This window comes from Burkholderia sp. Tr-862, assembly GCF_011753085.1.
Classification (GTDB): Bacteria; Pseudomonadota; Gammaproteobacteria; order Burkholderiales; family Burkholderiaceae; genus Burkholderia; species Burkholderia ambifaria.
Genome location: NZ_VWWG01000097.1, coordinates 1 through 26,429, shown reverse-complemented (window position 1 = coordinate 26,429; position 26,429 = coordinate 1). Strand labels below are relative to the sequence as shown.

24 protein-coding genes are annotated in these 26,429 nt (G+C 66.2%); 8 read left to right on the top strand and 16 right to left on the bottom strand.

Annotated features, from left to right (window positions below; all coding sequences use genetic code 11):
- Positions 1 to 544, top strand: a 544-nt coding sequence (locus tag F3J14_RS22885) for an AraC family transcriptional regulator (protein ID WP_166724945.1), incomplete at its 5' end; no start/stop codon positions are given.
- 90 nt (positions 545 to 634) lie between these two features.
- On the opposite strand, the gene gltA is transcribed toward F3J14_RS22885, so the two are convergent.
- The 7 genes from gltA to F3J14_RS22850 form a co-directional block, all read right to left on the bottom strand.
- A complete protein-coding gene (gene gltA, locus F3J14_RS22880) occupies positions 635 to 1,936 on the bottom strand; it encodes a citrate synthase (protein WP_011658354.1) in 1,302 nt (433 codons plus the stop codon).
- A 53-nt stretch (positions 1,937 to 1,989) separates the two neighbouring features.
- Positions 1,990 to 2,262 (bottom strand): succinate dehydrogenase assembly factor 2, encoded by a 273-nt coding sequence (locus tag F3J14_RS22875; protein WP_011658353.1) that lies wholly within the window; start codon positions 2,260 to 2,262, stop codon positions 1,990 to 1,992.
- Between the two features lie 6 nt (positions 2,263 to 2,268).
- The gene (locus F3J14_RS22870; RefSeq protein ID WP_059237255.1) at positions 2,269 to 2,970 is read right to left on the bottom strand and encodes a succinate dehydrogenase iron-sulfur subunit; all 702 of its coding nucleotides are present in this window, start codon (positions 2,968 to 2,970) and stop codon (positions 2,269 to 2,271) included.
- Between the two features lie 21 nt (positions 2,971 to 2,991).
- Positions 2,992 to 4,767, bottom strand: coding sequence for a succinate dehydrogenase flavoprotein subunit (sdhA, locus tag F3J14_RS22865; protein ID WP_166724944.1), 1,776 nt, complete (start codon positions 4,765 to 4,767; stop codon positions 2,992 to 2,994).
- A gap of 3 nt (positions 4,768 to 4,770) precedes the next feature.
- Positions 4,771 to 5,139: a succinate dehydrogenase, hydrophobic membrane anchor protein gene (gene sdhD, locus F3J14_RS22860; protein WP_166724943.1), complete on the bottom strand. Its 369-nt coding sequence runs from the start codon at positions 5,137 to 5,139 to the stop codon at positions 4,771 to 4,773.
- 4 nt (positions 5,140 to 5,143) lie between these two features.
- Positions 5,144 to 5,560, bottom strand: a complete 417-nt coding sequence (sdhC, locus tag F3J14_RS22855) for a succinate dehydrogenase, cytochrome b556 subunit (protein WP_166724942.1) — start codon at positions 5,558 to 5,560, stop codon at positions 5,144 to 5,146.
- A gap of 169 nt (positions 5,561 to 5,729) precedes the next feature.
- Positions 5,730 to 6,554 (bottom strand): GntR family transcriptional regulator, encoded by an 825-nt coding sequence (locus tag F3J14_RS22850; protein ID WP_011658350.1) that lies wholly within the window; start codon positions 6,552 to 6,554, stop codon positions 5,730 to 5,732.
- A 288-nt stretch (positions 6,555 to 6,842) separates the two neighbouring features.
- On the opposite strand from F3J14_RS22850, the gene F3J14_RS22845 reads away from it, so the two are divergent.
- From F3J14_RS22845 to acnA, 5 genes are all read left to right on the top strand, one after another.
- The gene (locus F3J14_RS22845) at positions 6,843 to 7,829 is read left to right on the top strand and encodes a malate dehydrogenase (RefSeq protein WP_006754984.1); all 987 of its coding nucleotides are present in this window, start codon (positions 6,843 to 6,845) and stop codon (positions 7,827 to 7,829) included.
- A gap of 187 nt (positions 7,830 to 8,016) precedes the next feature.
- Positions 8,017 to 9,021 (top strand): aldolase/citrate lyase family protein, encoded by a 1,005-nt coding sequence (locus F3J14_RS22840; RefSeq protein WP_166724941.1) that lies wholly within the window; start codon positions 8,017 to 8,019, stop codon positions 9,019 to 9,021.
- A 223-nt stretch (positions 9,022 to 9,244) separates the two neighbouring features.
- A complete protein-coding gene (locus F3J14_RS22835; RefSeq protein ID WP_166724940.1) occupies positions 9,245 to 9,754 on the top strand; it encodes a hypothetical protein in 510 nt (169 codons plus the stop codon).
- Positions 9,755 to 9,775: 21 nt separating this feature from the next.
- Positions 9,776 to 11,227: a bifunctional 2-methylcitrate dehydratase/aconitate hydratase gene (locus F3J14_RS22830; protein ID WP_166724939.1), complete on the top strand. Its 1,452-nt coding sequence runs from the start codon at positions 9,776 to 9,778 to the stop codon at positions 11,225 to 11,227.
- 52 nt (positions 11,228 to 11,279) lie between these two features.
- On the top strand, positions 11,280 to 13,997 hold the full coding sequence (gene acnA, locus F3J14_RS22825) for an aconitate hydratase AcnA (protein WP_166724938.1): 2,718 nt from the start codon (positions 11,280 to 11,282) through the stop codon (positions 13,995 to 13,997).
- Between the two features lie 141 nt (positions 13,998 to 14,138).
- Here the strand turns inward: acnA and F3J14_RS22820 are convergent, their stop codons facing one another.
- The 3 genes from F3J14_RS22820 to F3J14_RS22810 are packed head-to-tail and all read right to left on the bottom strand — an operon-like array spanning position 14,139 to position 15,327.
- On the bottom strand, positions 14,139 to 14,579 hold the full coding sequence (locus F3J14_RS22820) for a DUF1801 domain-containing protein (protein WP_166724937.1): 441 nt from the start codon (positions 14,577 to 14,579) through the stop codon (positions 14,139 to 14,141).
- Positions 14,576 to 15,007: an SRPBCC domain-containing protein gene (locus F3J14_RS22815; RefSeq protein ID WP_166724936.1), complete on the bottom strand. Its 432-nt coding sequence runs from the start codon at positions 15,005 to 15,007 to the stop codon at positions 14,576 to 14,578. Before F3J14_RS22815 ends, F3J14_RS22820 begins: the two co-directional genes overlap by 4 nt.
- A complete protein-coding gene (locus F3J14_RS22810; RefSeq protein WP_166724935.1) occupies positions 15,004 to 15,327 on the bottom strand; it encodes a metalloregulator ArsR/SmtB family transcription factor in 324 nt (107 codons plus the stop codon). The genes F3J14_RS22815 and F3J14_RS22810 overlap by 4 nt, the downstream gene beginning before the upstream one ends.
- Positions 15,328 to 16,015: 688 nt before the next feature.
- Between F3J14_RS22810 and F3J14_RS22805 the strand changes: the two genes are divergently transcribed.
- The gene (locus F3J14_RS22805; protein WP_166724934.1) at positions 16,016 to 17,755 is read left to right on the top strand and encodes a S53 family peptidase; all 1,740 of its coding nucleotides are present in this window, start codon (positions 16,016 to 16,018) and stop codon (positions 17,753 to 17,755) included.
- Between the two features lie 72 nt (positions 17,756 to 17,827).
- Here the strand turns inward: F3J14_RS22805 and F3J14_RS22800 are convergent, their stop codons facing one another.
- From F3J14_RS22800 to F3J14_RS22780, 5 genes are all read right to left on the bottom strand, one after another.
- The gene (locus tag F3J14_RS22800) at positions 17,828 to 19,237 is read right to left on the bottom strand and encodes an MFS transporter (RefSeq protein ID WP_211080383.1); all 1,410 of its coding nucleotides are present in this window, start codon (positions 19,235 to 19,237) and stop codon (positions 17,828 to 17,830) included.
- Between the two features lie 212 nt (positions 19,238 to 19,449).
- Positions 19,450 to 20,286 carry an ABC transporter permease gene (locus tag F3J14_RS22795; RefSeq protein WP_165752767.1) on the bottom strand — a complete coding sequence of 279 codons (837 nt, stop codon included), beginning with the start codon at positions 20,284 to 20,286 and terminating at the stop codon, positions 19,450 to 19,452.
- 37 nt (positions 20,287 to 20,323) lie between these two features.
- Positions 20,324 to 21,586 (bottom strand): ABC transporter permease, encoded by a 1,263-nt coding sequence (locus tag F3J14_RS22790; RefSeq protein ID WP_166724946.1) that lies wholly within the window; start codon positions 21,584 to 21,586, stop codon positions 20,324 to 20,326.
- Positions 21,587 to 21,688: 102 nt separating this feature from the next.
- Positions 21,689 to 22,735: an ABC transporter substrate-binding protein gene (locus tag F3J14_RS22785; protein ID WP_166724933.1), complete on the bottom strand. Its 1,047-nt coding sequence runs from the start codon at positions 22,733 to 22,735 to the stop codon at positions 21,689 to 21,691.
- 77 nt (positions 22,736 to 22,812) lie between these two features.
- Complete coding sequence (locus F3J14_RS22780) at positions 22,813 to 23,910, bottom strand: ABC transporter ATP-binding protein (RefSeq protein ID WP_166724932.1); 1,098 nt, start codon at positions 23,908 to 23,910, stop codon at positions 22,813 to 22,815.
- 108 nt (positions 23,911 to 24,018) lie between these two features.
- On the opposite strand from F3J14_RS22780, the gene F3J14_RS22775 reads away from it, so the two are divergent.
- Complete coding sequence (locus tag F3J14_RS22775; protein ID WP_166724931.1) at positions 24,019 to 25,542, top strand: PLP-dependent aminotransferase family protein; 1,524 nt, start codon at positions 24,019 to 24,021, stop codon at positions 25,540 to 25,542.
- A gap of 19 nt (positions 25,543 to 25,561) precedes the next feature.
- Here F3J14_RS22775 and F3J14_RS22770 read toward each other — a convergent pair.
- On the bottom strand, positions 25,562 to 26,429 hold an 868-nt coding region (locus F3J14_RS22770; RefSeq protein WP_166724930.1), incomplete at its 5' end, for a lipase secretion chaperone.

Genomic DNA, 26,429 nt, shown 5'->3' with positions numbered 1-26,429 from the left:
TTCAGACGTGTGGTCTTCCGATCTGCTGGCCGAGCTTGCGGAAGCCGGCGGCGAGCCGCTCGCCACCGCGCAGGCCTACGGCCGGGCCGACGCGGCAACGTCATCGGCCGACTCGGCCGCGCCCGAAGCCGAGCGCCTCGATCGCGTGCTCGATGCGATCGACCGGCACTTCCACGAGCCGCTGCGCATCGACGCGCTCGCCGCCGTCGCACACATGTCCGAGCGCACGCTGCAGCGGCTGTTCGTGCGACACCTCGGGGAAAGCGTCGGCCGCTACGTGCAGCGGCTGCGGCTCGCGCATGCGTGTCGCCACCTCGTCGGCACCGACTGGCCGATTGCGACGGTGGCCGCACGCTGCGGCATTCCGAATGCCGCGAACTTCAACCGCCAGTTCCTCGCCGCACGTGGGATGACGCCCGGCGCTTACCGGCAGTTCTTCGCGCGGCACGGCCACGCGCCCGACGCCGCCGCGCCGCCGCTCGACACGCGGCCGCCGTCGCTGGACCACCGCAGCGGATCGGGCGAACCTGCGCCGCACAAATGAAAACACCCCGGCGGGATGACCCACCGGGGTGTCGGGGCGTTGCGATTGCCGGACGCGAGCGGCCTGACGGCCGTTCGCGCCGCGCACGACTTAACGTGCGTTGATCGGCTTCGCTTCGCGCGGCGCGTCGCCGATGAACAGCTGACGCGGGCGGCCGATCTTCTGCTCCGGATCCGCAATCATTTCGTTCCACTGTGCGATCCAGCCGACCGTACGTGCCATCGCGAAGATACACGTGAACATCGACGTCGGGATGCCCAGCGCGCGCTGAACGATGCCCGAGTAGAAGTCGACGTTCGGGTACAGCTTGCGCGACACGAAGTATTCGTCTTCCAGCGCGATCTTCTCGAGCTGCATCGCGAGCTTGAACAGCGGGTCGTCGTGCAGGCCCAGTTCGTTCAGCACTTCGTAGCACGTTTCGCGCATCAGCTTCGCACGCGGGTCGTAGTTCTTGTACACGCGGTGGCCGAAGCCCATCAGCTTCACGCCCGAATTCTTGTCCTTCACCTGCTTGATGAATTCGGGGATGTTGTCCGGCGAACCGATCTGCTCGAGCATGTTCAACGCGGCTTCGTTCGCACCACCGTGCGCCGGGCCCCACAGACACGCGATACCGGCAGCGATACACGCGAACGGGTTCGCGCCCGACGAGCCGGCCAGGCGGACCGTCGACGTCGATGCGTTCTGCTCGTGATCAGCGTGCAGGATCAGGATACGGTCGAGTGCGCGGACGAGCACGTCGTTGACCTTGTACTCTTCGCACGGGTTCGAGAACATCATGTGCATGAAGTTCGCGCTGTACGACAGTTCATTCTTCGGATAAACGAACGGCTGGCCGATGCTGAACTTGTACGCCATCGCGACGAGCGTCGGCAGCTTCGCGATCATGCGGATCGCCGATACTTCACGGTGACGCGGATCGTTGATGTCGAGCGAGTCGTGATAGAACGCCGACAGCGCGCCGACGGCCGCCACCAGCACCGCCATCGGGTGCGCGTCGCGACGGAAGCCACGGAAGAAGAAGTGCATCTGCTCGTGCACCATCGTGTGCTTCGTGACGGTGTCGACGAATTCCTTCTTCTGCGCGGCGTTCGGCAGCTCGCCCTTCAGCAGCAGGTAGCAGGTCTCAAGGAAGTCGGCGTTCTGCGCGAGGTTGTCGATCGGGTAGCCGCGGTACAGCAGTTCGCCCTTGTCGCCGTCGATGTACGTGATCGCCGAATTACAAGCTGCCGTCGACATGAAGCCCGGGTCGTAAGTGAACTTGCCGGTCTGGCCGTACAGCTTGCGGATGTCGATTACGTCCGGGCCCATCGTGCCCTTGTAGATCGGCATTTCGACGCTCGGCGAGTTGTCGCTGAACGATAGCGTGGCTTTAACATCAGACGGAGTCATGGCACATCCTCAATCGAAATAAAGAAACGGGATTCGATAACGGGCGTAACGCGTTACACGTTGCGCAGCATCTCCAACAGCCTGTGAATTTCCGGGCTGTCTAGGTCGCCCTCTGGTTCCTTGCGCGCGAGGAGCAAGTCCATCAGGTCGTTGTCGCTCAGATCGAGCAGGCGCGACAACGCGCCTACGTCTGCATCGGTGAGGTCATGCTCGTATCTGCTGAAGAAACGCTCGAAGATGATGTCGTTTTCCAGCAGACCCCGCCGCGCGCGCCAGCGGAGGCGCGCGCGGCGGTGCGGGTCGGATTGATGCGAATCGTCGCTCATCAAACTTTATACCGCGCGGCGGACCATCAGTTCCTTGATCTTGCCGATCGCCTTCGTCGGGTTCAGGCCCTTCGGGCAAACGTCGACGCAGTTCATGATCGTGTGGCAACGGAACAGACGGTACGGGTCTTCCAGGTTGTCGAGACGCTCGCCGGTGGCGGTGTCGCGACTATCCGCGATGAAGCGGTAAGCCTGCAGCAGGCCGGCCGGGCCGACGAACTTGTCCGGGTTCCACCAGAAGCTCGGGCACGACGTCGAGCAGCTCGCGCACAGAATGCACTCGTACACGCCGTCGAGCTCGTCGCGTTCTTCCGGCGACTGGAGGCGTTCCTTCTCCGGCGGCGGCGCGTCGTTGATCAGGTACGGCTTGATCGAGTGATACTGGTTGAAGAAGTGCGTCATGTCGACGATCAGGTCGCGCACGACGGGCAGGCCCGGCAGCGGGCGCAGCACGATCTTCTGCGGCAGGTCGTTCAGGTTCGTCAGACACGCGAGACCGTTCTTGCCGTTGATGTTCATCGCGTCCGAACCGCACACGCCTTCACGGCACGAGCGGCGGAACGACAGCGTCTCGTCCAGTGCCTTCAGCTTGACCAGTGCGTCGAGCAGCATGCGTTCATGCTGGATATCGAGCTCGTACGTCTGCATGCGCGGCGCCGCGTCCTTGTCCGGATCGTAGCGGTAGACTTCAAAAATGCGTTTTGCCATTTCGGATTCCTTTGACTCGGCTTAGAACGTGCGCGGCTTCGGCGGCACGGATTCGACCGTCAGCGGCTTCATTTGAACCGGCTTGTAGTCGAGGCGATCGCCTTCGCTGTACCACAGCGTGTGGCGCAGCCAGTTGTCGTCGTCGCGGTGTTCGTAGTCGCTGTGGGCGTGTGCGCCACGGCTTTCCTTGCGCGCTTCCGCCGACACCATCGTCGCGCGGGCCACTTCGATCAGGTTCTCCAGCTCGAGCGCTTCGACGCGCGCGGTGTTGAACACTTTCGACTTGTCCTTCAGGTGGATGCTTTCCACGCGTGCCGCGAGGCCGGCCATCTGCTCGACGCCTTCCTTCAGCAGCGCCGACGTGCGGAACACGCCTGCGTGCTTCTGCATCGTCGCGCGGATGTCGTTCGCGACGTCCTGCGTGTATTCGCCCGACGACGACTTGTCGAGCTTGTTCAGACGTGCCAGCGAGAATTCGCCTGCATCGGCCGGCAGCGGCTTGTGTTCCTTCTGGTTCTTCACGTGCTCGACGATGTGGTTGCCGGCCGCACGGCCGAACACCACGAGGTCCAGCAGCGAGTTCGTGCCGAGGCGGTTCGCGCCGTGCACGGACACGCACGAGCATTCGCCCACTGCGTAGAAGCCGTTGACCGGATCCTTGTGACCGCGCGACGTGCCGACGACCTGACCGTGGATGTTGGTCGGGATGCCGCCCATCTGGTAGTGGATCGTCGGGACGACCGGGATCGGTTCCTTGATCGCGTCGACGTTCGCAAACTTCAGCGCGATTTCGCGGATCGACGGCAGACGCTTCATGATCGTCTCGGCGCCGATGTGCGACAGGTCGAGCAGCACGTGGTCCTTGTTCGGACCGACGCCGCGACCTTCCTTGATTTCCTGGTCCATCGAACGCGACACGAAGTCACGCGGCGCCAGATCCTTCAGCGTCGGCGCGTAGCGTTCCATGAAGCGCTCGCCGTTCGCGTTGCGCAGGATACCGCCTTCGCCGCGCACGCCTTCGGTGATCAGCACGCCCGCGCCGGCCACGCCGGTCGGGTGGAACTGCCAGAACTCCATGTCCTGCAGCGCGATGCCCGAACGTGCAGCCATGCCGAGGCCGTCGCCGGTGTTGATGAACGCATTGGTCGATGCCGCGAAGATCCGGCCTGCGCCGCCCGTCGCGAACAGCGTCGTCTTGCCTTCCATGATGTAGACGTCGCCCGTCTCCATCTCGAGGGCCGTCACGCCGAGCACGTCGCCGTCCGCATCGCGGATCAGGTCGAGCGCCATCCATTCGACGAAGAACTGCGTCTTCGCTTCGACGTTCTGCTGGTATAGCGTGTGCAGCAGCGCGTGACCGGTACGGTCGGCGGCCGCGCAAGCGCGCTGGACCGGCTTCTCGCCGTAGTTCGCGGTGTGGCCGCCGAACGGACGCTGGTAGATCGTGCCGTCCGCGTTACGGTCGAACGGCATGCCGAAGTGTTCCAGTTCGTACACGACGTTCGGTGCTTCGCGGCACATGAACTCGATCGCGTCCTGGTCGCCGAGCCAGTCGGAACCCTTGATCGTGTCGTAGAAGTGGAAGTGCCAGTTGTCTTCGCTCATGTTGCCGAGCGACGCGCCGATGCCGCCCTGTGCGGCCACCGTGTGCGAACGGGTCGGGAACACCTTCGACAGCACGCCGACCGACAGGCCCGCGCGCGACAGTTGCAGCGCTGCGCGCAAGCCCGAGCCGCCCGCGCCGACGATCACCACGTCGAACTTGCGGCGCGGCAGGGAAGTTTTGATTGCAGCCATTCTTTACACTCTCCAGAGAATCTGCGCGGCGTAGCCCGCACATGCGAGCAGCCAGACGATGGTCAGCGATTGCAGCAGCAGGCGCACACCGACGGGCTTCACGTAGTCCATCCAGATGTCGCGCACGCCGACCCATGCGTGGTAGAAGAGGGAAAGCAGCGTCACGAAGGTCGCGAGCTTCATCCATTGCGCGGAGAAGATCGACGCCCAGCCTTCGTACGAGAAGTCATGCGCGCCGAAGAACAGGACGAGCAGAATGACCGTGTAGACCGCCATGATCGCGGCGGTGACGCGCTGCGCGAGCCAGTCGCGCAGGCCGTAGTGAGCGCCGACGACGAGGCGCTTCGAGCCGATTCGGTTATTGGCTGCCATTTTCTTAGAATGCTCCGAACAGTTTGAGTGCCATGGCGATCGTCAGCGCGATCGAGACGACAAAGACGACGACTGCCGTCCGCTTGCCGCCTTCCTTCGAGACGGCGTCGTGGTTGACGTCCATCAGCAGGTGGCGAATGCCGGCGCAGAAATGGTGGAAGAAGGCCCACGACAACGCGAGGACGATCAGCTTGACGACGATGTTGGAGAGGAAAGCCTTGAAGACTTCGAAGCTGAGCTCGGAGGTGAGGCTCTGATCGAAGAGGAACAGCACGAACGGCAGGAACAGGAACAGCAGCGCGCCGCTGACTCGGTGGAGAATCGACAATATCGCAGCCAGAGGCATGCGGTATTTCAACGTGATGTCGCCGATTCCGATGTTCCGGTATTCCGGCCTCGGCTTTCTTACTGCGTCAGTCATGCTAGACCCCTACTATGTTGTCACACTAATCCGCGATTTTAGCGCCTTTTTATATCGCGCTGCAGCGAAAGTCTGCTCTGGATAGTTGCGCGAACACGAACAAAGGCGGCCCAAAACGTGCTTCGCGAGCGTGGGGAACGCGAATGCACCCGGCCTGAGCCGAACATCGTCAACTCAAGTCATTCTGATAGTAGTACCCGGTTGTGACATACCAGCCGCGCCGCACTTCCACCGGCCGGTCACCGTATGTGTAGGACACGCGCTCGACCGACAGCAACGGAAAACCCGCCGGCACGTGCAGCAGGTCGGCCACCGCCGGCTCCGCCGCGACCGCGCGGATCTTCTCCGTCGCGCGGATCATCCGCGTGCCGAACTCCGTCTCGAACATCGCGTAGAGCGGCCCCTTGTACTCGCTCAACCGCTCGAACGTGAGCCCGCGGAACATCGTGCCCGGCAGCCAGATCTCGTCGAGCACCGTCACTTCGCTATCGAACTCCAGCAGGCGGCGCACTTGCACGACCGGGTCGGCCGGCTTCAGGTCGAGCTGCCGCGCGATCTCGGCCGGCGCGCGCAGGCGCCGGCACTCGAGCAGCCGGCTCACGTGCGGATGTTCGGCACCGTCGTCGGCCAGCAGCCGCAGGAAGCGGAACTGCGCGCGATCCTCATTGTGCGTCGCAACAAACGTACCCTTGCCCTGCCGCCGGACCACGAGGTTTTCGGCGGCCAGTTCGTCGATCGCCTTGCGAACGGTGCCCTGGCTGACCTTGTAGCGGGCCGCGAGCTCCACTTCGCTCGGGATGATCTCGCCCGGCTTCCATTCACCGGATTCGAGACTCTGCGTGATCAATGACTTGATCTGCTGGTATAACGGACTGAAGGTCGGGGACGGCGAAGCGGCAGGCGCCGGCGCGGAATCGCCCGCGCCCGGCTGCCCTGGGCCGCCTGCGCCGGTTGGATTCGCGTTGTTCGCCTGGTTCGATGTCATGGCGCGCATTTCATCACAAACCGCGCTTTTTCGTCCACTCAAATTCCGCAAAACATCTGTCTTATATAAGACATATGATACCGTTTGACTTTGAGCCAGCCGGCTCCTACACTCCGGGGCGAGCAAGGGTTCGCGGGTGCAAAATGCGTCCCCGGCTACGTGCCACGGCCGTCTCCAGGTTCACCGCGTCTGCCATTCGCGAGTCCTCCGCCCTGCTTCAATGCAACGCTACGCGTAACGCGCATAGAATGGCGTTTTGTCTAGCGTCCACCGCTTCACCCGTCCTGGAGATTTTCAATGGCTAAGCCCGCAAAGCGCGTTGCCGTCACCGGCGCCGCAGGTCAAATCGCATACTCCCTGCTGTTCCGCATCGCGAACGGCGACCTGCTCGGCAAGGACCAGCCGGTCATCCTGCAACTGCTCGACCTCCCGCAAGCCCAAGCCGCCGTCAAAGGCGTCGTGATGGAGCTCGACGATTGCGCGTTCCCGCTGCTCGCGGGCGTCGTGATCACCGACGATCCGAAGGTTGCATTCAAGGATGCAGACGTCGCGCTGCTGGTCGGCGCACGTCCGCGCTCGAAGGGCATGGAGCGCAAGGACCTGCTGTCGGCGAACGCCGAGATCTTCACGGTCCAGGGCGCCGCGCTGAACGAAGTCGCGAGCCGCGACGTGAAGGTGCTGGTCGTCGGCAACCCGGCGAACACCAACGCGTACATCGCCATGAAGTCGGCACCGGACCTGCCGAAGAAGAACTTCACCGCAATGCTGCGCCTCGACCACAACCGCGCGCTGTCGCAGCTCGCCGCGAAGTCGGGCAAGCCGGTCGCATCGATCGAGAAGCTCGCCGTGTGGGGCAACCACTCGCCGACGATGTACCCCGACTTCCGCTTCGCGACCGCCGAAGGCGAGTCGCTGCTGAAGCTGATCAACGACGACGTGTGGAACCGCGACACGTTCATCCCGACCGTCGGCAAGCGCGGCGCGGCGATCATCGAAGCGCGTGGCCTGTCGTCGGCAGCGTCGGCAGCCAACGCTGCGATCGACCACGTGCGTGACTGGGTCCTCGGCACGAACGGCAAGTGGGTCACGATGGGCATCCCGTCGGACGGCTCGTACGGCATCCCCGAAGACATCATCTACGGCGTGCCGGTCGTGTGCGAAAACGGCGAGTACAAGCGCGTCGAAGGCCTGGAAATCGACGCGTTCTCGCGCGAGAAGATGGACGGCACGCTGGCCGAGCTGCTCGAAGAGCGCGACGGCGTCGCCCACCTGCTGAAGAACTAAGCAGGCTGCATGATGGCCGGGCCGCCTCCGGGCGGGCCGGTCACGGCACGGGCGGCGGGCCTGCAGCCAGCCCCGCCGCCCGATCCGATCCGGGCACGTTTTGCCGCTCCAGGCGCCCCGCGCGCCAGCCCAGAACGCGCCCGAATCCGATTTTCTCCACGTTGCCCGCTTCCTGGACGTAGAAGAGATGTCCGCGCTCACTCCTGCACAAGTGCTGTACGACGGGGCATCCCCGCCCGCGATCCTGCCCTGCTGCGATCACTACGCGGGCAGCGAGAAGCTGATGCGCAAGTCGCTCGCGCTCCAGGCCGAACTCGGCCCCGTGTTCGACATCACGCTCGACTGCGAGGACGGCGCGGCCGTCGGCCAGGAAGCCGCGCACGCGCAGCTCGTCGCCGAGATCCTCGGCAGCGCCGAGAACCGCTTCGGGCGGGTCGGCGTCCGCATCCACGACTTTTCCCATCCCCATTGGCGCGACGACGTGCGCATCGTGCTGCGCGCCGCGCGCGCACCGGCCTACGTCACGCTGCCGAAGATCGCGAGCGCCGCCGACGCGGCCGAGATGGTCGCGTTCATCGAAGGCACGCGCCGCGAGCTCGGCCTCGCGCAGCCGATTCCCGTCGACGTGCTGGTCGAGACGCACGGCGCGCTCGCGCAGGCAGCCGCCCTCGCCGCGCTGCCGCTGGTCGGCACGCTGAGCTTCGGGCTGATGGACTTCGTGTCCGCCCATCACGGCGCGATTCCCGATGCGGCGATGCGCTCGCCCGGCCAGTTCGACCACCCGCTCGTGCGCCGCGCGAAGCTGGAGATCGCCGCGGCCTGCCACGCGCACGGCAAGACACCGTCACACAATGTGACAACCGAGGTGCGCGACATGGCCGTCGTCGCCGGCGACGCGCGCCGCGCGCGCGACGAGTTCGCGTTCACGCGGATGTGGAGCATTCACCCCGCGCAGATCCGCCCGATCGTCGACGCATTCGCGCCGCGCACCGATGAAGTCGCACTGGCCGCGGAGATCCTGCTGGCCGCGCAGGCCGCCGACTGGGGCCCGACGCGCCACGGCGATACGCTGCACGACCGCGCGAGCTACCGCTATTACTGGTCGGTGCTGCGCCGCGCGCGGGCGACCGGCCAGCCGGTGCCGGCCGAGGCCGCGCCGCTGTTCGGCCCGGCCGCCGGAGACACGCGGTGAGCGCGCGCCGACACACGGATTTCATCGAATTGCCGGGGCGCGAACCCGATACAGGTTTGCGAAACGACAAAAAACGTAACGGAGCCCGAAAACCTGAAATATACGCGGCCAAATAGGTGAAAATAGCGGCCGCTGCGCGCTTCCGGGGCGCGTGCAGTTTCAAACCGGCCGGCGGTTTCGATTGCCGGCCTTTGTCAACTGATAATCGAAAGGTTCTGACTCCATGAAGAAACTCCTGATCGCTACCGCCATCGGCGCGTTGTCCGCCACGATGCTGGTGTCGGCTCCGAGCGCGTTCGCCCAGGATACGGCGACGACCGCGAAGAAGACGGCCAAGCGCCCGGCGCCGGCCAAGCGCATCATCCCGCGCAGCAAGAAGGCGCAGGCGCGCGCGGCTGCCAAGGTCGATTCGGTACCGGAAGGCGCGGTCAAGTGGTCCTGTAAGGAAGGTCTGTCGTTCGACCTCGCCGGCGACATGAAGCGCGACCAGGTCGTCACGGTTCACTGGGCGAAGAAGAACTACAAGCTGCCGCGTCAGACCACGACGACGGGCGCCGACACCTTCTACGATCCGGCAGCCGGCCTCAAGCTGGTCGTGATCCCGACCAAGGCGATGCTGTTCTCCGACGCAAACGGCGGCGAGCGCCTCGCGGACGAATGCGTGACGCCGGAAATGGCGCAAGGCACCGCGGCACCGACGCAGTCGAACGAGCTGAAGCCGGCAACGAACTAAGCGCGTTCCCCCGGCCCCTCGATGTCCGCCCCGGTCTCCAACGTCCGCCCTGCTCCGGATACGGTACTCGTCGATATCGTCGACTACGTGCTGAACACCGGCATCGACAGCGCGCTCGCGCTGGAGACGGCGCGTCATTGCCTGATCGACACGCTCGGATGCGGACTCGAGGCGCTGTCCTATCCCGCCTGCACCAAGCTGCTCGGCCCCGTCGTGCCCGGCACGATCGTGCCGAACGGCGCGAAGGTGCCCGGCACGTCCTTCCAGCTCGATCCCGTCCAGGCCGCGTTCGACATCGGCGCGATGATCCGCTGGCTGGACTTCAACGACACCTGGCTCGCCGCCGAATGGGGTCATCCGTCCGACAATCTCGGCGGGATCCTGGCGACGGCCGACTGGCTGTCCCGCACGGCCGTCGCGGCCGGCAGGCAGCCGCTTGCCATGCGCGACGTGCTCGTCGCGATGATCCAGGCCCACGAGATCCAGGGCTGCCTCGCCCTCGAAAATTCGTTCAATGCGGTCGGGCTCGACCACGTGCTGCTCGTGAAGGTCGCGTCGACGGCCGTCGTCGGCCGCCTGCTCGGGCTTACACGCGACGAGCTGATCAACGCGGTATCCAACGCATTCGTCGATGGCCAAGCGCTGCGCACCTACCGCCACGCGCCGAACACCGGTTCGCGCAAGTCATGGGCGGCAGGCGACGCGACGTCCCGCGCGGTGCGCCTCGCGCTGATCGCGAAAACGGGTGAAATGGGCTACCCGTCGGCGCTCACCGCAAAGACCTGGGGCTTCTACGACGTGCTGTTCGACGGGCAGCCGTTCCGCTTCCAGCGCCCGTACGGCACGTACGTGATGGAGAACGTGCTGTTCAAGATCGCGTTCCCGGCGGAATTCCACGCGCAGACGGCCGCCGAGGCCGCGCTGCAGTTGCACGCCCAGCTCGCCGCGACGGGCCGCACGACCGACGACATCAGCCGGATCACGATCCGCACGCACGCGGCCGCGCTGCGCATCATCGACAAGCAGGGCCCGCTCGCCAATCCGGCCGATCGCGATCACTGCATTCAGTACATGGTCGCCGTGCCGCTGCTGTTCGGCCGGCTGACCGCTGCCGATTACGAAGACGCGGTCGCCGCCGATCCGCGCATCGACGCGCTGCGCGCGAAAACCGTGTGCGTCGAGGATCCGCAATTCACGAAGGATTACCATGACCCGGCCAAGCGATCGATCGCGAATGCGCTGACGATCGAATTCGCGGACGGGTCGAAGCTTGCCGAAGTGGCGATCGAATACCCGCTCGGCCATCGGCGGCGCCGCACGGACGGCATCCCGCTGCTGGTCGAGAAGTTCAGGACCAACCTCGCCCGCCGCTTCCCGGCCAAGCAGCAACAAGCGATTCTCGACGTGTCGCTGGACCAGGCAAAGCTCGAAGCAATGCCGGTCGATGAATACGTCGACTTGTATGTGATATAGCCGTCATCTACAGGACACGTTGTTTCCTAGCCTTAAACCCAGGAAAATCACCATGGCCCACAATCTCCACAAGACCCTCAAGGAATTCGACAGCGGTTCCGGCAAAGGCAAGTTCTACTCGCTACCGCAGCTCGGCAAGGAACTGAAGACGAAGATCGAGCGCCTGCCGGTGTCGATCCGTATCGTGCTCGAGTCCGTGCTGCGCAACTACGACGGCAAGAAGATCACCGAAGAGCACATCGAGCAGCTGGCGAACTGGAAGCCGACCGCGAAGCGCGTCGACGAGATTCCGTTCGTGGTGTCGCGCGTCGTGCTGCAGGACTTCACGGGCGTGCCGCTGCTCGCCGACATCGCGGCCATGCGCGGCGTCGCCGAGCGTTCGGGCAAGAACCCGAAGAAGATCGAGCCGCTGGTCCCGGTCGATCTCGTCGTCGATCACTCGGTCCAGATCGACTACTTCCGCCAGAAGGACGCGCTCGACCTGAACATGAAGCTGGAATTCCAGCGCAACAACGAACGCTACCAGTTCATGAAGTGGGGCATGCAGGCGTTCGACACGTTCAAGGTCGTGCCGCCGGGCGTCGGCATCGTCCACCAGGTGAACCTCGAGTATCTCGCGCGCGGCGTCCACAAGAAGGCGGACGGCGGCGACACCGTGTACTACCCGGACACCCTCGTCGGCACGGACAGCCACACGACGATGATCAACGGCATCGGCGTGGTCGGCTGGGGCGTGGGCGGCATCGAGGCCGAAGCCGGCATGCTCGGCCAGCCGGTGTACTTCCTGACGCCGGACGTCGTCGGCGTCGAGCTGAAGGGCAAGCTGCGCGAAGGCGTGACGGCCACCGACCTCGTGCTGACGATCACCGAAATGCTGCGCAAGGAAAAGGTCGTCGGCAAGTTCGTCGAGTTCTTCGGCGAAGGCACGAAGTCGCTGTCGCTGCCGGACCGCGCCACGATCGGCAACATGGCGCCGGAATACGGCGCGACCATGGGCTTCTTCCCGGTCGACGAAAAGACGATCGACTACTTCGAAGGCACGGGCCGCACGAAGGCGGAAATCGCCGCGTTCGAAAACTACTTCAAGGCGCAGAAGCTGTTCGGCATCCCGAAGGCAGGCGACATCGACTACACGAAGGTCGTGACGCTGGATCTCGCAACGGTCGCACCGTCGCTGGCCGGCCCGAAGCGCCCGCAGGACCGCATCGAGATCGGCAACGTCAAGTCGACGTTCACCGACCTGTTCTCGAAGCCGGTCGCCGAGAACGGCTTCGCGAAGAAGGCGGAAGACCTGGGCACGCAATACACGACGAGCAACGGCGTCGACGTGAAGAACGGCGACGTGCTGATCGCCGCGATCACGTCATGCACGAACACGTCGAACCCGAGCGTGCTGCTGGCCGCCGGCTTGCTCGCGAAGAAGGCGGTCGAGGCCGGCCTCACGGTCGATCCGAAGATCAAGACCTCGCTCGCGCCGGGATCGCGCATCGTCACCGAGTACCTGACCAAGACGGGCCTCCTGCCCTACCTGTCGAAGCTCGGCTTCGAAGTCGCGGCCTACGGCTGCACGACCTGTATCGGCAACGCGGGCGACCTGACGCCGGAGCTGAACGAAGCGATCACGAAGAACGACATCGTCGCGGCAGCCGTGCTGTCGGGCAACCGTAACTTCGAAGCGCGTATCCACCCCAACATCCGCGCGAACTTCCTCGCGTCGCCGCCGCTCGTCGTCGCATACGCGATCGCCGGCAACATCACGCGCGACCTGATGACCGAGCCGGTCGGCAAGGGCAAGGACGGTTACGACATCTACCTCGGCGACATCTGGCCGACGAGCGAGGAAGTCCACGCGCTGCTCAAGTTCGCGCTCGACCCGAAGAAGTTCGAGGACAACTACTCGAAGCTGACCAAGAAGGGCGACCTCTGGAGCAAGATCGAGGGCGAAACGGGCCAGGTCTACGACTGGCCGAAGTCGACCTACATCGCGGAGCCGCCGTTCTTCGGCAACGACTTCTCGATGGAACCGGCCGCTTCGATCCCGACGGTCAAGGGCGCACGCGCACTGGGCATCTTCGGTGACTCGGTCACGACCGACCACATCAGCCCGGCAGGCTCGATCAAGGAAGACTCGCCGGCAGGCAAGTGGCTGAAGGAGAACGGCGTGCAGAAGGCCGACTTCAACAGCTACGGCTCGCGCCGCGGCAACCACGACGTGATGATGCGCGGCACGTTCGCGAACGTCCGGATCAAGAACCTGATGATCCCGGTGAAGGCAGACGGCTCGCGCGTCGAAGGCGGCCTGACGATCCACCAGCCGAGCGGCGACCAGCTGTCGATCTACGACGCCGCGATGCGCTACGTCGGCGCCGACACGCCGACCGTCGTGTTCGCGGGCGAGGAGTACGGCACGGGCTCGTCGCGCGACTGGGCCGCGAAGGGCACGCAACTGCTCGGCGTGAAGGCCGTGATCGCACGCAGCTTCGAGCGGATCCACCGCTCGAACCTGGTCGGCATGGGCGTGCTGCCGCTGCAGTTCAAGGGTGCGGACAGCATCCAGTCGCTCGGCATCACCGGCGAAGAGACCTACGACATCGAAGGCCTCGGCGACGACTTCAAGCCGCAGCAGGACGTCACGCTCGTGATCCACCGCAAGAACGGCGAAACGCAGCGCGTGCCGGTGCTGCTGCGCATCGATACGCCGATCGAAGTCGACTACTACAAGCACGGCGGTATCCTGCCGTTCGTGCTGCGCTCGCTGCTGGCAGCGTAAGCATCCTGCTTTTGCAGGTGCCGCAGCCGCCTCGCGGCGGTTGCGGCCGATTTGAATGCCCGACCTCGTGTCGGGCTTTTTTTTGCCTGCCGGCCGGCGGCGAATGCGGCGGCCGGGCTGTGCGCCCGGTGTGCCGGTGCGTCATGCGGCCTTGTCAGCTCGCGCCTTCGCACCGGCGCCGGTGCGCGCGTTCTTCTTCAGGTGCGCGCGGTTGTAGTCGATCGCCGCGCGAACGAGGCGCTTCAGCCCCCGCTTGTCGAGCTTGTCGCCTTCGAGCCAATCGATCGAGCGGCGCGCATTGCCGTCGAGACCCGCATTGAACAGCCCGTCGGGATCGGGCAGGTGCGCGCCGTGCATGAAGGTCAGCTTCACCTTGCCCTTGTGCGCGTTCGCGACCGCGATCATCCCGTCGCACGCCCACACGGGGCTGCCCATCCATTTCCATTCCTCGACGATGCCGTCGTCGACGGCGAGGATCGTCTCGCGCAACTCGGCGAACGTCTTGCCGCGCCAGTCGGCGATCCCCGCGATCAGCGCGTCGATACGGGCCGACGGCGGCAGGCCCGGGTCGGATGCGCTCATGCCCGGCCCTCCTCGTCTTCATCGGGACGCGCGAGCACCTGTTCGAGCGACTCGAAGAATCGCACCCACCCGTGCTGCGCACCGCGGTATGCCTGTTCCTGATCCGGGCGGAAGCCGGCCTGCTCCATGCGCAACAGCGTGCCGCTCGGCGTCGGCGTGAGCGTCCATGTGACGACGCTTTCCAGGCCATACGCGGCCCACGTGTAGGACAGCACGCGCTGCGGTTCGATCGTCAGCAACGTGCAGTCGACCGAACCCCAGTCCGCGTGAAAGCTGAACGCGCGACCCGCGACGGGCTCGAAATCGCTCTTCATCAGCCACGCCTCGATCAGGTGCGGTTGCGTGAGCGCGCGCCAGATCTTCTCCGGCGAATGCGACAGTTCCCTTTCGACGACGACGGTGCGTGTTTCGGTAGTGGCCTGGTTCATTGGTCCATCCTGTTGAGCAGATCTTCGAGAGCGTCGAACCGGTTCTGCCAGAAGCCGGCCATCTGGCTGGTCCAGTCGATCAACGGAGTCAGCGCGTGCGGCTGCGCGCTGTAGTGCGTCTGCCGGCCCGCATGACGATCGCTGACGAGCCCGGCCTGCTTCAGTACACCCAGATGCTTCGATACCGCCGGCTGCGACACGCCTGCATGGGCCGTCAGCGCGGCCACCGTCAGCTCGCCCTCCTCGCACAGCCGCTCGAAGAGCGCGCGGCGCGTCGGATCGGCCAGCGTCCTGAACAGCATGTCGTGAGTGTTTTGCATGTTTCAATCAATAACTCGGTGGTTATGGATTGAAGGATAGCCGCGCAATGGTGCGCGTCAAGGAGGGATTTCGCGGGGGCGTCGTGCGATCCTTCCGCATTTGCGTTCGCCGCGGCGAGCCGAACGGCGGCGTACCGGCGCGCGACGGACCTCGAGCGCGCGTCGCCGGATGAATTCGAGCCCTTCCTCTAATCGACTCACCCGGCCCGCGAACCGAAAGCACGCTGCAAGACTCGGCAACGCACTGTTCCACAGTTCGGGAAAGGCGCGCGATCGACCGGCCCCGTTTTCGTGAATCCGCGCATCGGGACGTCGTCGCGCGGATGCCGCGGCCGCACTTGACCACATAGTGCGACGCACGACGCGCGCAGGCCCGCTCGCGGCCAATGTGCTCGCGCGGCGCTGCGCTCCGCAATCGCGCGCATTCCGGCACGGCAACGAACGACGCGTGCGTTCAAACGTCGTCGACCGTCGCGCGAGCGTGCCGCGAACCGGTTCCCTTCGCCGGGGCCGCGGCCACCGGCACGAGCGGCGTGGCGCAGGCGTGCGAGCCCCCCGATGTCAGAACTGACAGCTATGGAAACTGGCAGCTACCTGAACGGCACCGACGCCCTACGCTCGTCACCGCTCGCGGCCCCACAAGGGCCGGGGGTTCCAGTAACGTCGCCTCTCCTAAAAAGGACTCCCGATGAAAAGGAACACCTGGTTTGCGCTGCCCCTTCCGTCGCCCCGCCACCTTGCGTGCGCGGTACCGCTCGTGTTCGCCGCCACTGCGGCCCATGCGGCGACGGATTGGGTCGATACCCATACGAAGGCCTTTCTGACCGGCCCGCAGTTGATGGCGCGCAGCGCGGCGCCGTCGCTCGAACTCGCGGCCGGCGAGACGACGGACATCGTCGTCAGCCTGAAGCTGCGCAACGCCGCGCAGCTCAAGCAACTCGCGCACGACGTGAACCGGCCCGGCAACGCGCATTACCGCCAGTACCTCACGCACGAACAGTTCCTCGCCGGCTACGCGCCGACCGAAGCACAGGTCAAGTCGGTCGTCGACTATCTGCGCAAGAGCGGCTTCGTGAACATCGAAGTCGCGCCGAACCGGCTGCTGGTGTCGGCGCGCGGCACGGCCGGCACGGTGAAGACCGCGTTCAACACGTCGCTCGTGCATTTCGAATACGCGGGCCGCTCCGGCTTCGCGAACGCGTCGACCGCGCAGGTGCCGCATGCGCTCGGCGACGTCGTCGGCTCGGTGCTCGGGCTGCAGAACGTCGCACGCGCACGGCCGATGCTGCGCATCGGCAACGTCGCGAAGCCGCAGGCGCTCGCGGCCGGCACGGCCACCGGCCACTATCCGAAGGAATTCCCGGGCCTCTACAACGCGACCGGCGTGCCGACCGCGGCCGGCGTGACCGTCGGCATCATCACGATCGGCGGCGTGTCGCAGACGCTGCAGGACCTGAGGCAGTTCACGTCGAGCAACGGTTACGGCACGGTCACGACCCAGACCGTCAAGACCAACGGCACCGGCACGACCGGCAGCTACAGCGACGACCAGGACGGCCAGGGCGAATGGGATCTCGACAGCCAGTCGATCGTCGGCTCGGCCGGCGGCCAGGTCGGCAAGCTCGTGTTCTACATGGCGGACCTGAACGCCGCCGGCAACACGGGGCTCACGCAGGCATTCAACCGCGCGGTGTCGGACAACACCGCGAAGGTGATCAACGTGTCGCTCGGCTGGTGCGAGACCGATGCGAACGCGGACGGCACGCTCGACGCCGAAGAGCAGATCTTCACGACGGCCGCCGCGCAAGGGCAGACGTTCTCGGTGTCGTCGGGCGACGAAGGCGTGTACGAGTGCAACAACCGCGGCTATCCGGACGGCGCGAACTACACGGTGTCGTGGCCGGCCGCGTCGCCGCACGTGCTCGCGATCGGCGGCACGACGCTGTACACGACGTCCTCGGGTGCATTCTCGAATGAAACGGTGTGGAACGAGGGTCTCGACGGCAACGGCAAGCTATGGGCCACGGGCGGCGGCGTCAGCACGATCCTGCCGGCGCCGTCGTGGCAGTCGGGCAGCAACCGGCAGTTGCCCGATGTGTCGTTCGACGCCGCACAAGGCACGGGCGCGTACATCTACAACTACGGCCAGTTGCAGCAGATCGGCGGCACGAGCCTCTCCGCGCCGATCTTCACCGGCTTCTGGGCGCGTCTGCTCGCGGCAAACGGCACGGGCCTGGGCTTCCCGGCCGGCAACTTCTATGCGGACATTCCGTCGAACCCGTCGCTCGTGCGCTATGACGTCGTATCGGGCAACAACGGCTATCAGGGGTATGGCTACAACGCAGGCACCGGCCGGGATCTGACGACCGGCTTCGGCAGCCTGAACATCGCGAACCTCAACAAGCTGATCCAGACGGGCGGCTTCTGAGCGTGACGCGAAGGCCGGCGCGCGGCGGAGGTTCGGCGCGCGCCGGCCAAAGCATTTCCAGGCTTCGATGCTCTACTCCGTCGCCCGCTCCTTCACCGGCACCGGCGCGCCCGCCCGATGCGACGGCGCGAAGAGCCGCAACCCGCTCGCGACGCTCGCGGCGCCGGCAAAGCCCGCACCGAGCATCAACGCGAGCGTCGGCCCGTGGCGTCCGGCGATGCCGAACGACAGCGCGACGAGCGCCGCGCCGGTCGCCTGCCCGATCAGCCGCGCGGTCGCGATGATCCCGCTCGCGCCGCCGCTGCGCTCGGGCGGCGCGCTCGACATCAGCGCCTTCAGGTTCGGCGACTGGAAGAAGCCGAAGCCCGCGCCGCACAGCATCATCCGCCAGCCGATGTCGAAGACGTTCGGCGCCATCGGCAGCGCGGCGAGCGCCACCATCCCCGCGCTCAGCAGCGCGAGCCCGATCGCGCCGAGCAACCCGGGCGGATAACGGTCGGACAGCCGGCCCGCGATCGGCGCGGCGAGCGCGACGACCGCCGACCACGGCGTCATCAGGAAGCCGGTCTCCACCGCGCTGCGATGCAGGACGGTTTCGAAGTAGAACGGCAGCGATACGAACGCAAGCCCCTGCGCGGCAAACGCGCATACGGCCGTCAGCGCGGACAGTGTGAACACCGGCCGGCGGAACAGGTCGACCGGCAGCATCGGCGCCGGGTGCCCGGCCTGGCGGCGGATCAGCAGCCAGCCGAACGTGAGCGCGACCGCGGCCGCCGCGAACACGACGGACAGCGGCCCGCGCTGCGCGAATTCGCCGAGCGCGAAGATCAGCGACGCGAACGTGATCACGTTGAACAGCGCGGCGAGCGGATCGAACACATGCTTGCCGCGCGCCGACTGCGGCAGCGACGGAATCGCGACGGCAAGCGCGAGTACGCCGAGCGGCACGTTCACCGCGAACAGCCACGGCCATGCGGCCACCGACAGGATCAACGACGCAATCGTCGGCCCCACCGCGAACGACACGCCGACGACGAGCGCGTTGAAGCCGACGCCGCGCCCGAGCCGGTGCGCGGGAAACAGGTTGCGGATCAGCGCGACGTTCACGCTCATGATCGCGCTCGCGCCGAAGCCCTGCACGATCCGCGCCGCCGTCAGCTGCGGCAGCGTCGACGCGAGCGAGCAGCCGAGCGACGCAAGCGTAAACACCGCGAGGCCCGCGATATACACGCGCTTGTGGCCGACGATATCGCCGAGCGACGCGAACGGCAGCAGCGTCGCGACCATCGCGAGCTGGTATGCGTTGATGATCCACACCGATGCGGCCGGCGACGCGTGCAGGTCGATGGCGATCGCGGGCAGCGCGGTGTTCGCGATCGCAGTGTCGAGCGTCGCGAGCGCGACGGCCAGCAGCACGGCGGACATCGCGCGCCAGTTGACGGCCGGCTCCCGGGCGCCGGCGGGGGAAGCGAATTCGGACAAGATGAGGCTCGGCTGACGAGCGACGCACGGCGTCGCGGATTGAGCGGCGCGGCGGCGCATGCCATGCGGTGAAACCGGTTCACGTGCCGTCGCGACCCGTATTGTTGCAGAGCCCCATCGAACCTGCAGGCAAGCGCGCCGTCAGTTAGCGAAACGAAAGCTTCGGCATGCCGCGCCGGCTGCGCGGCATCGTCGAGGGCGCAACGATCGCGTTACGTCACCGCACGTCGCGCGTTGCGTCCGCGCAGCCATTCGAGCGCGAGCAGCAGGCTCGTCGAGAAGATGATCAGGATCGTCGCGAGCGCGGCGATCGTCGGGCTGATGTTCTCGCGAATGCCGGTGAACATCTGGCGCGGCAGCGTCGTCTGGTCCGCGCCGGCGAGGAACAGCGTGACGACGACTTCGTCGAACGACGTCGCGAATGCGAACAGCGCGCCCGACATCACGCCCGGCGCGATCACCGGCAGCGTCACGCGAAAGAACGTCGTGACGGGATTCGCGCCGAGCGACAGGCTCGCGCGCACCAGGTTCTGGTTGAAGCCCTGCAGTGTCGCGGCGACCGTCGTCACGACGAACGGCACGCCGAGCGCGGCGTGCGCGGCGATCAGCCCCGTGTAGGTATTCGCGAGCCCGAGCGGCGCGAAGAACAGGTACATGCCGACGCCGACCACGACGACGGGCACGATCATCGGCGACAGCAGCACGGCCATCAGGAGCCCCTTGCCGCGGAAGTCCGCCTTGGTGAGGCCGATCGCGGCGAGCGTGCCGAGCACGGTCGCGACGACGGTTGCCGACGGCGCGACGATGAAGCTGTTCTTCGCGGCCATCCGCCACTCGTCGGACGCGATCAGGTTCTCGTACCAGCGCGTCGAGAAGCCGGGGATCGGATAGACGAGGAACGTGCTCGACGAGAACGACAGCGGCACGATCGCGAGCACCGGCAGGATCAGGTACAGCAGCGTCAGCACGACGAGTACGCGCAGCGCGACATACCACGCGCGTTCGACGAACGACATGTGCGGCGCGAACAGCGGCCTGGCGAGTTTCATGGTCGACATCCCCTTCCCGTTTCCCTGTGCCCGGCGCTCAGCCGAGGCTCACGTTCGAGCGCGTGAAGCGCCCGTACACCGCATACAGCACCAGCGTCGCCACGAGCAGCAGCCCGCCGAGCGCGCACGCCATGCCCCAGTTGATCGTCACGTTCGTGAAGTACGCGACGTAGTAGCTGACCATCTGGTCGTTCGGCCCGCCGAGCAGCGCGGGCGTGATGTAGTAGCCGATCGCGAGGATGAACACGAGCAACGCGCCCGCGCCGACGCCCGGATAGGTCTGCGGCACGTACACGCGCCAGAACGCCGCGAACGGATGGCTGCCGAGCGATACGGCCGCGCGCTGGTAGGTCGGCGGGATCGACTTCATCACGCTGTACAGCGGCAGGATCATGAACGGCAGCAGGATGTGCGTCATCGAGATGTACACGCCGACGCGATTGAACAGCAGCGTCAGCGGATGCGAGATCAGCCCGCTGCCGATCAGTGCCTTGTTGATCAGCCCCTCGCTTTGCAGCAGCACGATCCACGCGGCCACGCGCACCAGCACCGACGTCCAGAACGGAATCAGCACCAGGATCATCACGAGGTTCGCGCGCCGATCCGACAGCGTCGAGATCCAGTATGCGAGCGGATAGCCGAGCAGCAGCGCGAACAGCGTGACCGCGACGCCGATCACGAACGTGCGGCCGAAGATCGCGAGATAGATCGACTGGTCGGGATCGGCCTGCACGATCCGGCCGAAGCCGTCCTCCTTGTGGTCGAGCGCGGCGAGCAGGTAGAACGGCGACACCTGGCTGCCGTTCTTCGCGATCGCCTGCCAGTACGCGGCATCGCCCCAGCGCGCATCGAGGTCGAGCAGTTTCGCGCGCGTTTGCGCGGGCGTCAGCGCCGCGACGGCATCGTTGTCGCCCTTCAGCGGCATCGCACGCGCCGTCTTCGCGACGAGCGAGCGGTAGCCGGGAATCTCGGTGTTCAGGCGCCGCGCGAGCGCGCCCATCGCCTCGCTGTCGGCGACCTTCGTCATGTCGGCCGCGAGCGCGACGTACGCAGCGTCGGCCGGCGGCGCCTTGCGGTCCCAGCCCGACAGCGCGGCGACCGTTTTCGGCAGCGCGGTCGCGATCTCGGGGTTCTGCACCGCGCGCGTGAGCAGCGTGCCGATCGGCACGACGAAAATGAGTAGCAAGAAGATCGCGAGCGGTGCGACCAGCAGCAGCGCCATCGTGCGCTTGCGGGCCTCGGCGGCCTTCAGTTCGCGCTTGAGCGCGGCTGTCGACGGCGAGGAAGGAGCGATCGTCATCGTGTTCAACGGTTCTCTCCGGCCGGGCTCGATCCGGCGGAATGCCGCGCGACGCGTTCGGCGCGTCGCGCGGCAGGTTGCATCAGGACAGCCTGAAGACGGTTACTTCGTGGCCCACGCGCTGAAGCGCTGCTCGAGCTCGTCGCTGTGGTCGGTCCAGAAGCCGATGTCCTCCAGCACCGCGTTCTTGCCGTTGGCCGGCGAGTTCGGCAGGTTCGCGAGCGTCTTCGCGTCGAGCGACTTGATCGCCACGACGTTCGTCGGGCCGTACGCGATGTGCTGCGCATACCCTTGTTGCGGCTTCGGCATGAGCGTGTACGCGATGTACTGCTCGGCCAGTGCCTTGTTCGGCGAGCCCTTCGGAATCGCCCAGTAGTCGAGATCGTAGATGCTGCCGTTCCATACGACCTTCAGGTTCTTGCCTTCCTTCTGCGCGGCATCGATGCGGCCGTTGTACGCGGTCGACATCACGACGTCGCCGGCAACCAGGAACTGCGGCGGCTGCGCGCCGGCTTCCCACCACTGGATATACGGCTTCAGCTCGTCGAGCTTCTTGAACGCGCGGTCCTGGCCGGCCTTCGTGCCGAGCACCTTGTACACGTCCTTCGTCGCGACGCCGTCAGCCATCAGCGCGAACTCGAGGTTGTAGCGCGCGCCCTTGCGCATCCCGCGCTTGCCGGGGAATTTCTTCACGTTCCAGAAATCGGCCCAGCCGGTCGGCGCGGACTTCAGCTTGTCCGCGTTGTAGGACAGCGCGGTCGACCACACGAAGAAGCCGACGCCGCACACCTGCGGCGCTTCCGGAATCAGGTCGGACTTCTTCGCGATCTTCGACCAGTCGAGCTTCTCGTACAGCCCTTCGTCGCAGCCGCGGTTCAGGTCGCCCGATTCGACTTCGACCACGTCCCAGTTGACGTGCTTCGCCTCGACCATCGCCTTCACTTTCGCCTGCTCGCCGTTGTACTCGACGGCCGTGACCTTGTTGCCGGTCGCCTTCTCGAACGGCTGGTTGAATGCGGCCTTCTGCGCGTCGCCGTTCGCGCCGCCGAAGTTGACGACCGTGAGTTCGGCCGCCGTGGCCGATGCGCCGACGACAGCCAGTGCCAGTGCGAGCGCGGTGCGACGTGCGGTAGAGCTTGCTCCGTTCATGATGGTTCCTCTCCTCTCGTGGTGGAAATGGGCTTTGTTGTTGACGACGTGCTACGGAAAAACGGTGAAACCCGGTGTCAGGCGAACACGCGCAGGTGCTCGGGCGCGAAGGCGAGCGCGACCGGTGAGCCGGGCGCGAACGCGTGGAGCGCATCCGTGCCGAGCGGCACCTTCACGAAGCATTCGTCCTGGCCCGGCAGCGCGCAGCGCATGCGCACGTGATCGCCGAAATAAATGAGACTGCGCGCCTCGCCTGTCACGCGGTTCGCGGCGGCACCATTGGCGCGACCGTTGGCCGCAAGGCTCATGCGTTCGGGGCGGATGCAGGCGACGGCCGGCGCGCCTTCGGCCGCATCGCCGATGCGGCGCCCGACGAGCTGCGTGCCGTCGTCGAGCCGGAATTCGCAGAAGTCGCCGTTGACGCGCGCGATGGTGCCACGCAGCCGGTTGCTGTCGCCGATGAAGTTCGCGACGAATTCGTTGCACGGCGATTCGTACAGGCAATCGACGGTATCGAGCTGCTGCACGATGCCCTTGTCGAACACGGCGACGCGATCGGACATCGTCAGCGCCTCGCCCTGGTCGTGCGTCACGTAGACGAAGGTCACGCCGAGCTTCTCGTGCAGCGCCTTCAGTTCGTACTGCATGTGTTCGCGCAACTGCTTGTCGAGCGCGCCGAGCGGCTCGTCCATCAGCACGAGCTTCGGCTCGAACACGAGGGCACGCGCGAGCGCGATGCGCTGCTGCTGGCCGCCCGACAACTGTGCCGGATAGCGCTTCGCGAAGCGTTCCATCTGCACCATCTTCAGCGCATGCGCGACGCGCTCCACGCGCTCGGCGGCGGACAGCTTGCGCACCGTCAGCGGATACGCGACGTTCTGCTCGACCGTCAGGTGGGGAAACAGCGCGTAGTTCTGGAACACCATGCCGATGTTGCGCTTGTGCGGCGGCACGGTATTCAGCAGTTCGCCGTCGAGCCAGATTTCACCGCCCGTCGGAAACTCGAAGCCCGCCAGCATCATCAGGCAGGTGGTCTTGCCCGAGCCGGACGGCCCGAGCAGCGTCAGGAATTCCCCTCGGTGGATGTCGAGGTCGAGCGATTTGACGACCAGCGTCTCGCCGTCGTAGGTCTTCCGCACGCCGCGAAAGCTGACGATCACATCATCGGACTTCATCGTGGCTGTCCCCTTGCTGCGTGACAATTGATTTTAGGATGAGAGTCACTATACGGCGCGCACGGTCCTACAATAGGGAACCATTTCAATATTCCGCGTGGGACCACTTTGGATACCGTCATCGTCGCCGACTGGCTCTCCGGCCGCCTCGACCGCAGCTCGCCCGAACCGATGTACCGGCAGTTGCTGCAACTGATGCAGCAGGCCATCCTGACCGGGGAATTGGGGCCAGGCACAAAACTGCCGAGTTCGCGCACGCTCGCGGCCGACCTGTCGATCGCGCGCAATACCGTGCTGCACGTGTACGACCAGCTGACCGCCGAAGGCTACGTGCTGACGACGACCGGCAGCGGCACCTACGTGGCCGACACACGGCCGGACGCCGCCGTCATCCACGCGCCGGGCGCCGCGCCGCCCCCGTCAGCCGCCGGCGAACCACCGCTGCCGGACGCGCACGGCGGCCTGTCGATGCGCGGCCGGCAGCTGATCGAGCACGCAGGCGTGTCGCGACGTCAATGGGGCGCGTTCATGCCGGGCGTGCCGGACGTATCGGAATTCCCGAGCCGCACCTGGAGCCGCCTGCAGGCGCGACTGTGGAAGGAAGCAAATCCCGAGCTGCTGACCTATGCGCCGGGCGGCGGCTACCGGCCGCTGCGACGCGCGCTCGCCGACTACCTGCGCGTCGCGCGCTCGGTCAAATGCTCGCCGGATCAGGTGATCATCACGACCGGCATCCACCAGTCGATCGACCTCGCGGTGCGGCTGCTGTCCGACATCGGCGATCGCGCGTGGGTCGAGGAGCCGTGCTACTGGGGCGTGCGCAGCGTGCTGCAGGCGACCGGCCTCACGCTCACGCCGGTGCCGGTCGACCAGGAAGGCATCGATCCGAGCGCGAGCGACATGCAGCAGCCGCCGCGGCTCGTGCTCGTCACGCCGTCGCACCAGTATCCGCTCGGGATGGTGATGAGCCTCGCGCGGCGCCGGATGCTGCTCGAATACGCGCGCCGGCACCGCTGCTGGATCATCGAGGACGACTACGACAGCGAATTCCGCTACGGCAGCCGGCCGCTCGCGTCGCTGCAGGGGCTCGACGACGGCGGCCGCGTGATCTACGTCGGCAGCCTCGGCAAGATGCTGTTCCCGGGCCTGCGGATGGGCTACATGGTCGTGCCCGAGCATCTGGTCGACACGTTCCGCACCGGGCTGTCGGAGCTGTATCGGGAGGGCCAGCTGATGCAGCAGGCCGTGCTCGCCGAGTTCATCATGGACGGGCACCTGACTTCGCACGTCAGACGAATGCGCACGCTGTACGGCGAGCGCCGGCAATTGCTGATCGATGCGATCCATGCGCGCTTCGGCGACGCGCTGCCGGTGATGGGCGACGAAGCCGGCCTGCATCTGGTGCTCGGCCTGCCCGACACATGCGACGATCGCGCGGTCACGCAAAGCGCATTCGACGCGGGCGTGATCGTGCGCCCGCTGACCAGCTACTACAGCCGGCTGGACACGGCACGCCGCGGCCTGCTGCTCGGCTATGCATGCGTCGCGCACGAAGGCATCGGCCCCGCGTTCGACACGCTCGCGGCAACCATCGAACAGCACCTGCCGCGGCATTTCACGCGCGCGGCGTGATGGCGTGCGCCATCGTTCGTCATCGCGCGCCAGCCGCGCCGCGGTCGAGCGACGTCGCTCGCACCGCTTCGCCGGACTTCGTGAACATGCGCTGCCTTAGCGCGGCGATCTGCGCGTCGCGATCCTGCGGCGACAGCCCGGCCGCGTCGATCTGCGCGCGCTGCGCCGCATAGTCGGCGTAGCGGTTCTGCCACGACGCGTCGTCCTCCTGCATCTGCGCGACGCGCGCAGCGGCGTCAGGCCCGAGCGTCTGCGTCAGTTGCGCGCGCATCGCGTCGGGCGTCGCCCCGCTCTTCTGCAATTGCGCGATCTGCTCGATCGCGGCCTGCTGCCGGTCGGCCTTCTGCCGTGCCGCGCGTTCGTCGGCCGGCATCTGCTGCGCGAGCGCCGCGAGCCGCTCCGCCTTCTGCGCATCCGTCAGCGTGCGGTCCTGCGCAATCTTCAGCCGGGCGAGATCGTAGCGCTGCCGCCACTGCTCGGCGCCGAAGAACGGCTGGCTCCAGTCGCCGAGCGTCCGGTACGCGATCGACACGCGCTGGTCGAGCGCGAGCTGCACCGCACCGAGATCCGACTTGTCGACCGCGCCGGCGTCCGGCAGCTTCGCGAGCGCGTCGAGATACGCGCGATATCGATGCCAGACGTCGAGCGCCTCGGGCTGCGCCATCGTGCCGTCGAGCTGCGCGGCGATCTCGCGCACGACGAGCGCATCGAGCGCGGTCGCGCTCAGGTCGCTCTGCGCGCTCAGGCAGTAGTCGAAGAAATCACGAACCGCGCGCGACTTCGCGAGATGGCCGCGGGGATCGAGCGGCAGCCGCGGCGCGCTGGAACCGGCGAGCGGCGACGGCAGGCCCGCGCTCGCCGGCAATGCTGCCTGCGGCGGTGCGGCG

Excerpts from the sequence above, each read along its gene's own strand:
- F3J14_RS22815 (WP_166724936.1), bottom strand. The coding sequence starts at position 15,007 with ATGAACCAGGCCACTACCGAAACACGCACCGTCGTCGTCGAAAGGGAA.
- F3J14_RS22780 (WP_166724932.1), bottom strand. The coding sequence starts at position 23,910 with ATGAAGTCCGATGATGTGATCGTCAGCTTTCGCGGCGTGCGGAAGACC.
- F3J14_RS22835 (WP_166724940.1), top strand. The coding sequence starts at position 9,245 with ATGAAGAAACTCCTGATCGCTACCGCCATCGGCGCGTTGTCCGCCACG.
- sdhD (WP_166724943.1), bottom strand. The coding sequence starts at position 5,139 with ATGGCAGCCAATAACCGAATCGGCTCGAAGCGCCTCGTCGTCGGCGCT.
- F3J14_RS22840 (WP_166724941.1), top strand. The coding sequence starts at position 8,017 with ATGTCCGCGCTCACTCCTGCACAAGTGCTGTACGACGGGGCATCCCCG.
- F3J14_RS22830 (WP_166724939.1), top strand. The coding sequence starts at position 9,776 with ATGTCCGCCCCGGTCTCCAACGTCCGCCCTGCTCCGGATACGGTACTC.
- F3J14_RS22795 (WP_165752767.1), bottom strand. The coding sequence starts at position 20,286 with ATGAAACTCGCCAGGCCGCTGTTCGCGCCGCACATGTCGTTCGTCGAA.
- F3J14_RS22845 (WP_006754984.1), top strand. The coding sequence starts at position 6,843 with ATGGCTAAGCCCGCAAAGCGCGTTGCCGTCACCGGCGCCGCAGGTCAA.
- F3J14_RS22870 (WP_059237255.1), bottom strand. The coding sequence starts at position 2,970 with ATGGCAAAACGCATTTTTGAAGTCTACCGCTACGATCCGGACAAGGAC.
- F3J14_RS22810 (WP_166724935.1), bottom strand. The coding sequence starts at position 15,327 with ATGCAAAACACTCACGACATGCTGTTCAGGACGCTGGCCGATCCGACG.
- F3J14_RS22790 (WP_166724946.1), bottom strand. The coding sequence starts at position 21,586 with ATGACGATCGCTCCTTCCTCGCCGTCGACAGCCGCGCTCAAGCGCGAA.
- F3J14_RS22850 (WP_011658350.1), bottom strand. The coding sequence starts at position 6,554 with ATGCGCGCCATGACATCGAACCAGGCGAACAACGCGAATCCAACCGGC.
- acnA (WP_166724938.1), top strand. The coding sequence starts at position 11,280 with ATGGCCCACAATCTCCACAAGACCCTCAAGGAATTCGACAGCGGTTCC.
- gltA (WP_011658354.1), bottom strand. The coding sequence starts at position 1,936 with ATGACTCCGTCTGATGTTAAAGCCACGCTATCGTTCAGCGACAACTCG.
- F3J14_RS22805 (WP_166724934.1), top strand. The coding sequence starts at position 16,016 with ATGAAAAGGAACACCTGGTTTGCGCTGCCCCTTCCGTCGCCCCGCCAC.
- F3J14_RS22875 (WP_011658353.1), bottom strand. The coding sequence starts at position 2,262 with ATGAGCGACGATTCGCATCAATCCGACCCGCACCGCCGCGCGCGCCTC.
- F3J14_RS22820 (WP_166724937.1), bottom strand. The coding sequence starts at position 14,579 with ATGAGCGCATCCGACCCGGGCCTGCCGCCGTCGGCCCGTATCGACGCG.
- sdhA (WP_166724944.1), bottom strand. The coding sequence starts at position 4,767 with ATGGCTGCAATCAAAACTTCCCTGCCGCGCCGCAAGTTCGACGTGGTG.
- sdhC (WP_166724942.1), bottom strand. The coding sequence starts at position 5,560 with ATGACTGACGCAGTAAGAAAGCCGAGGCCGGAATACCGGAACATCGGA.
- F3J14_RS22785 (WP_166724933.1), bottom strand. The coding sequence starts at position 22,735 with ATGAACGGAGCAAGCTCTACCGCACGTCGCACCGCGCTCGCACTGGCA.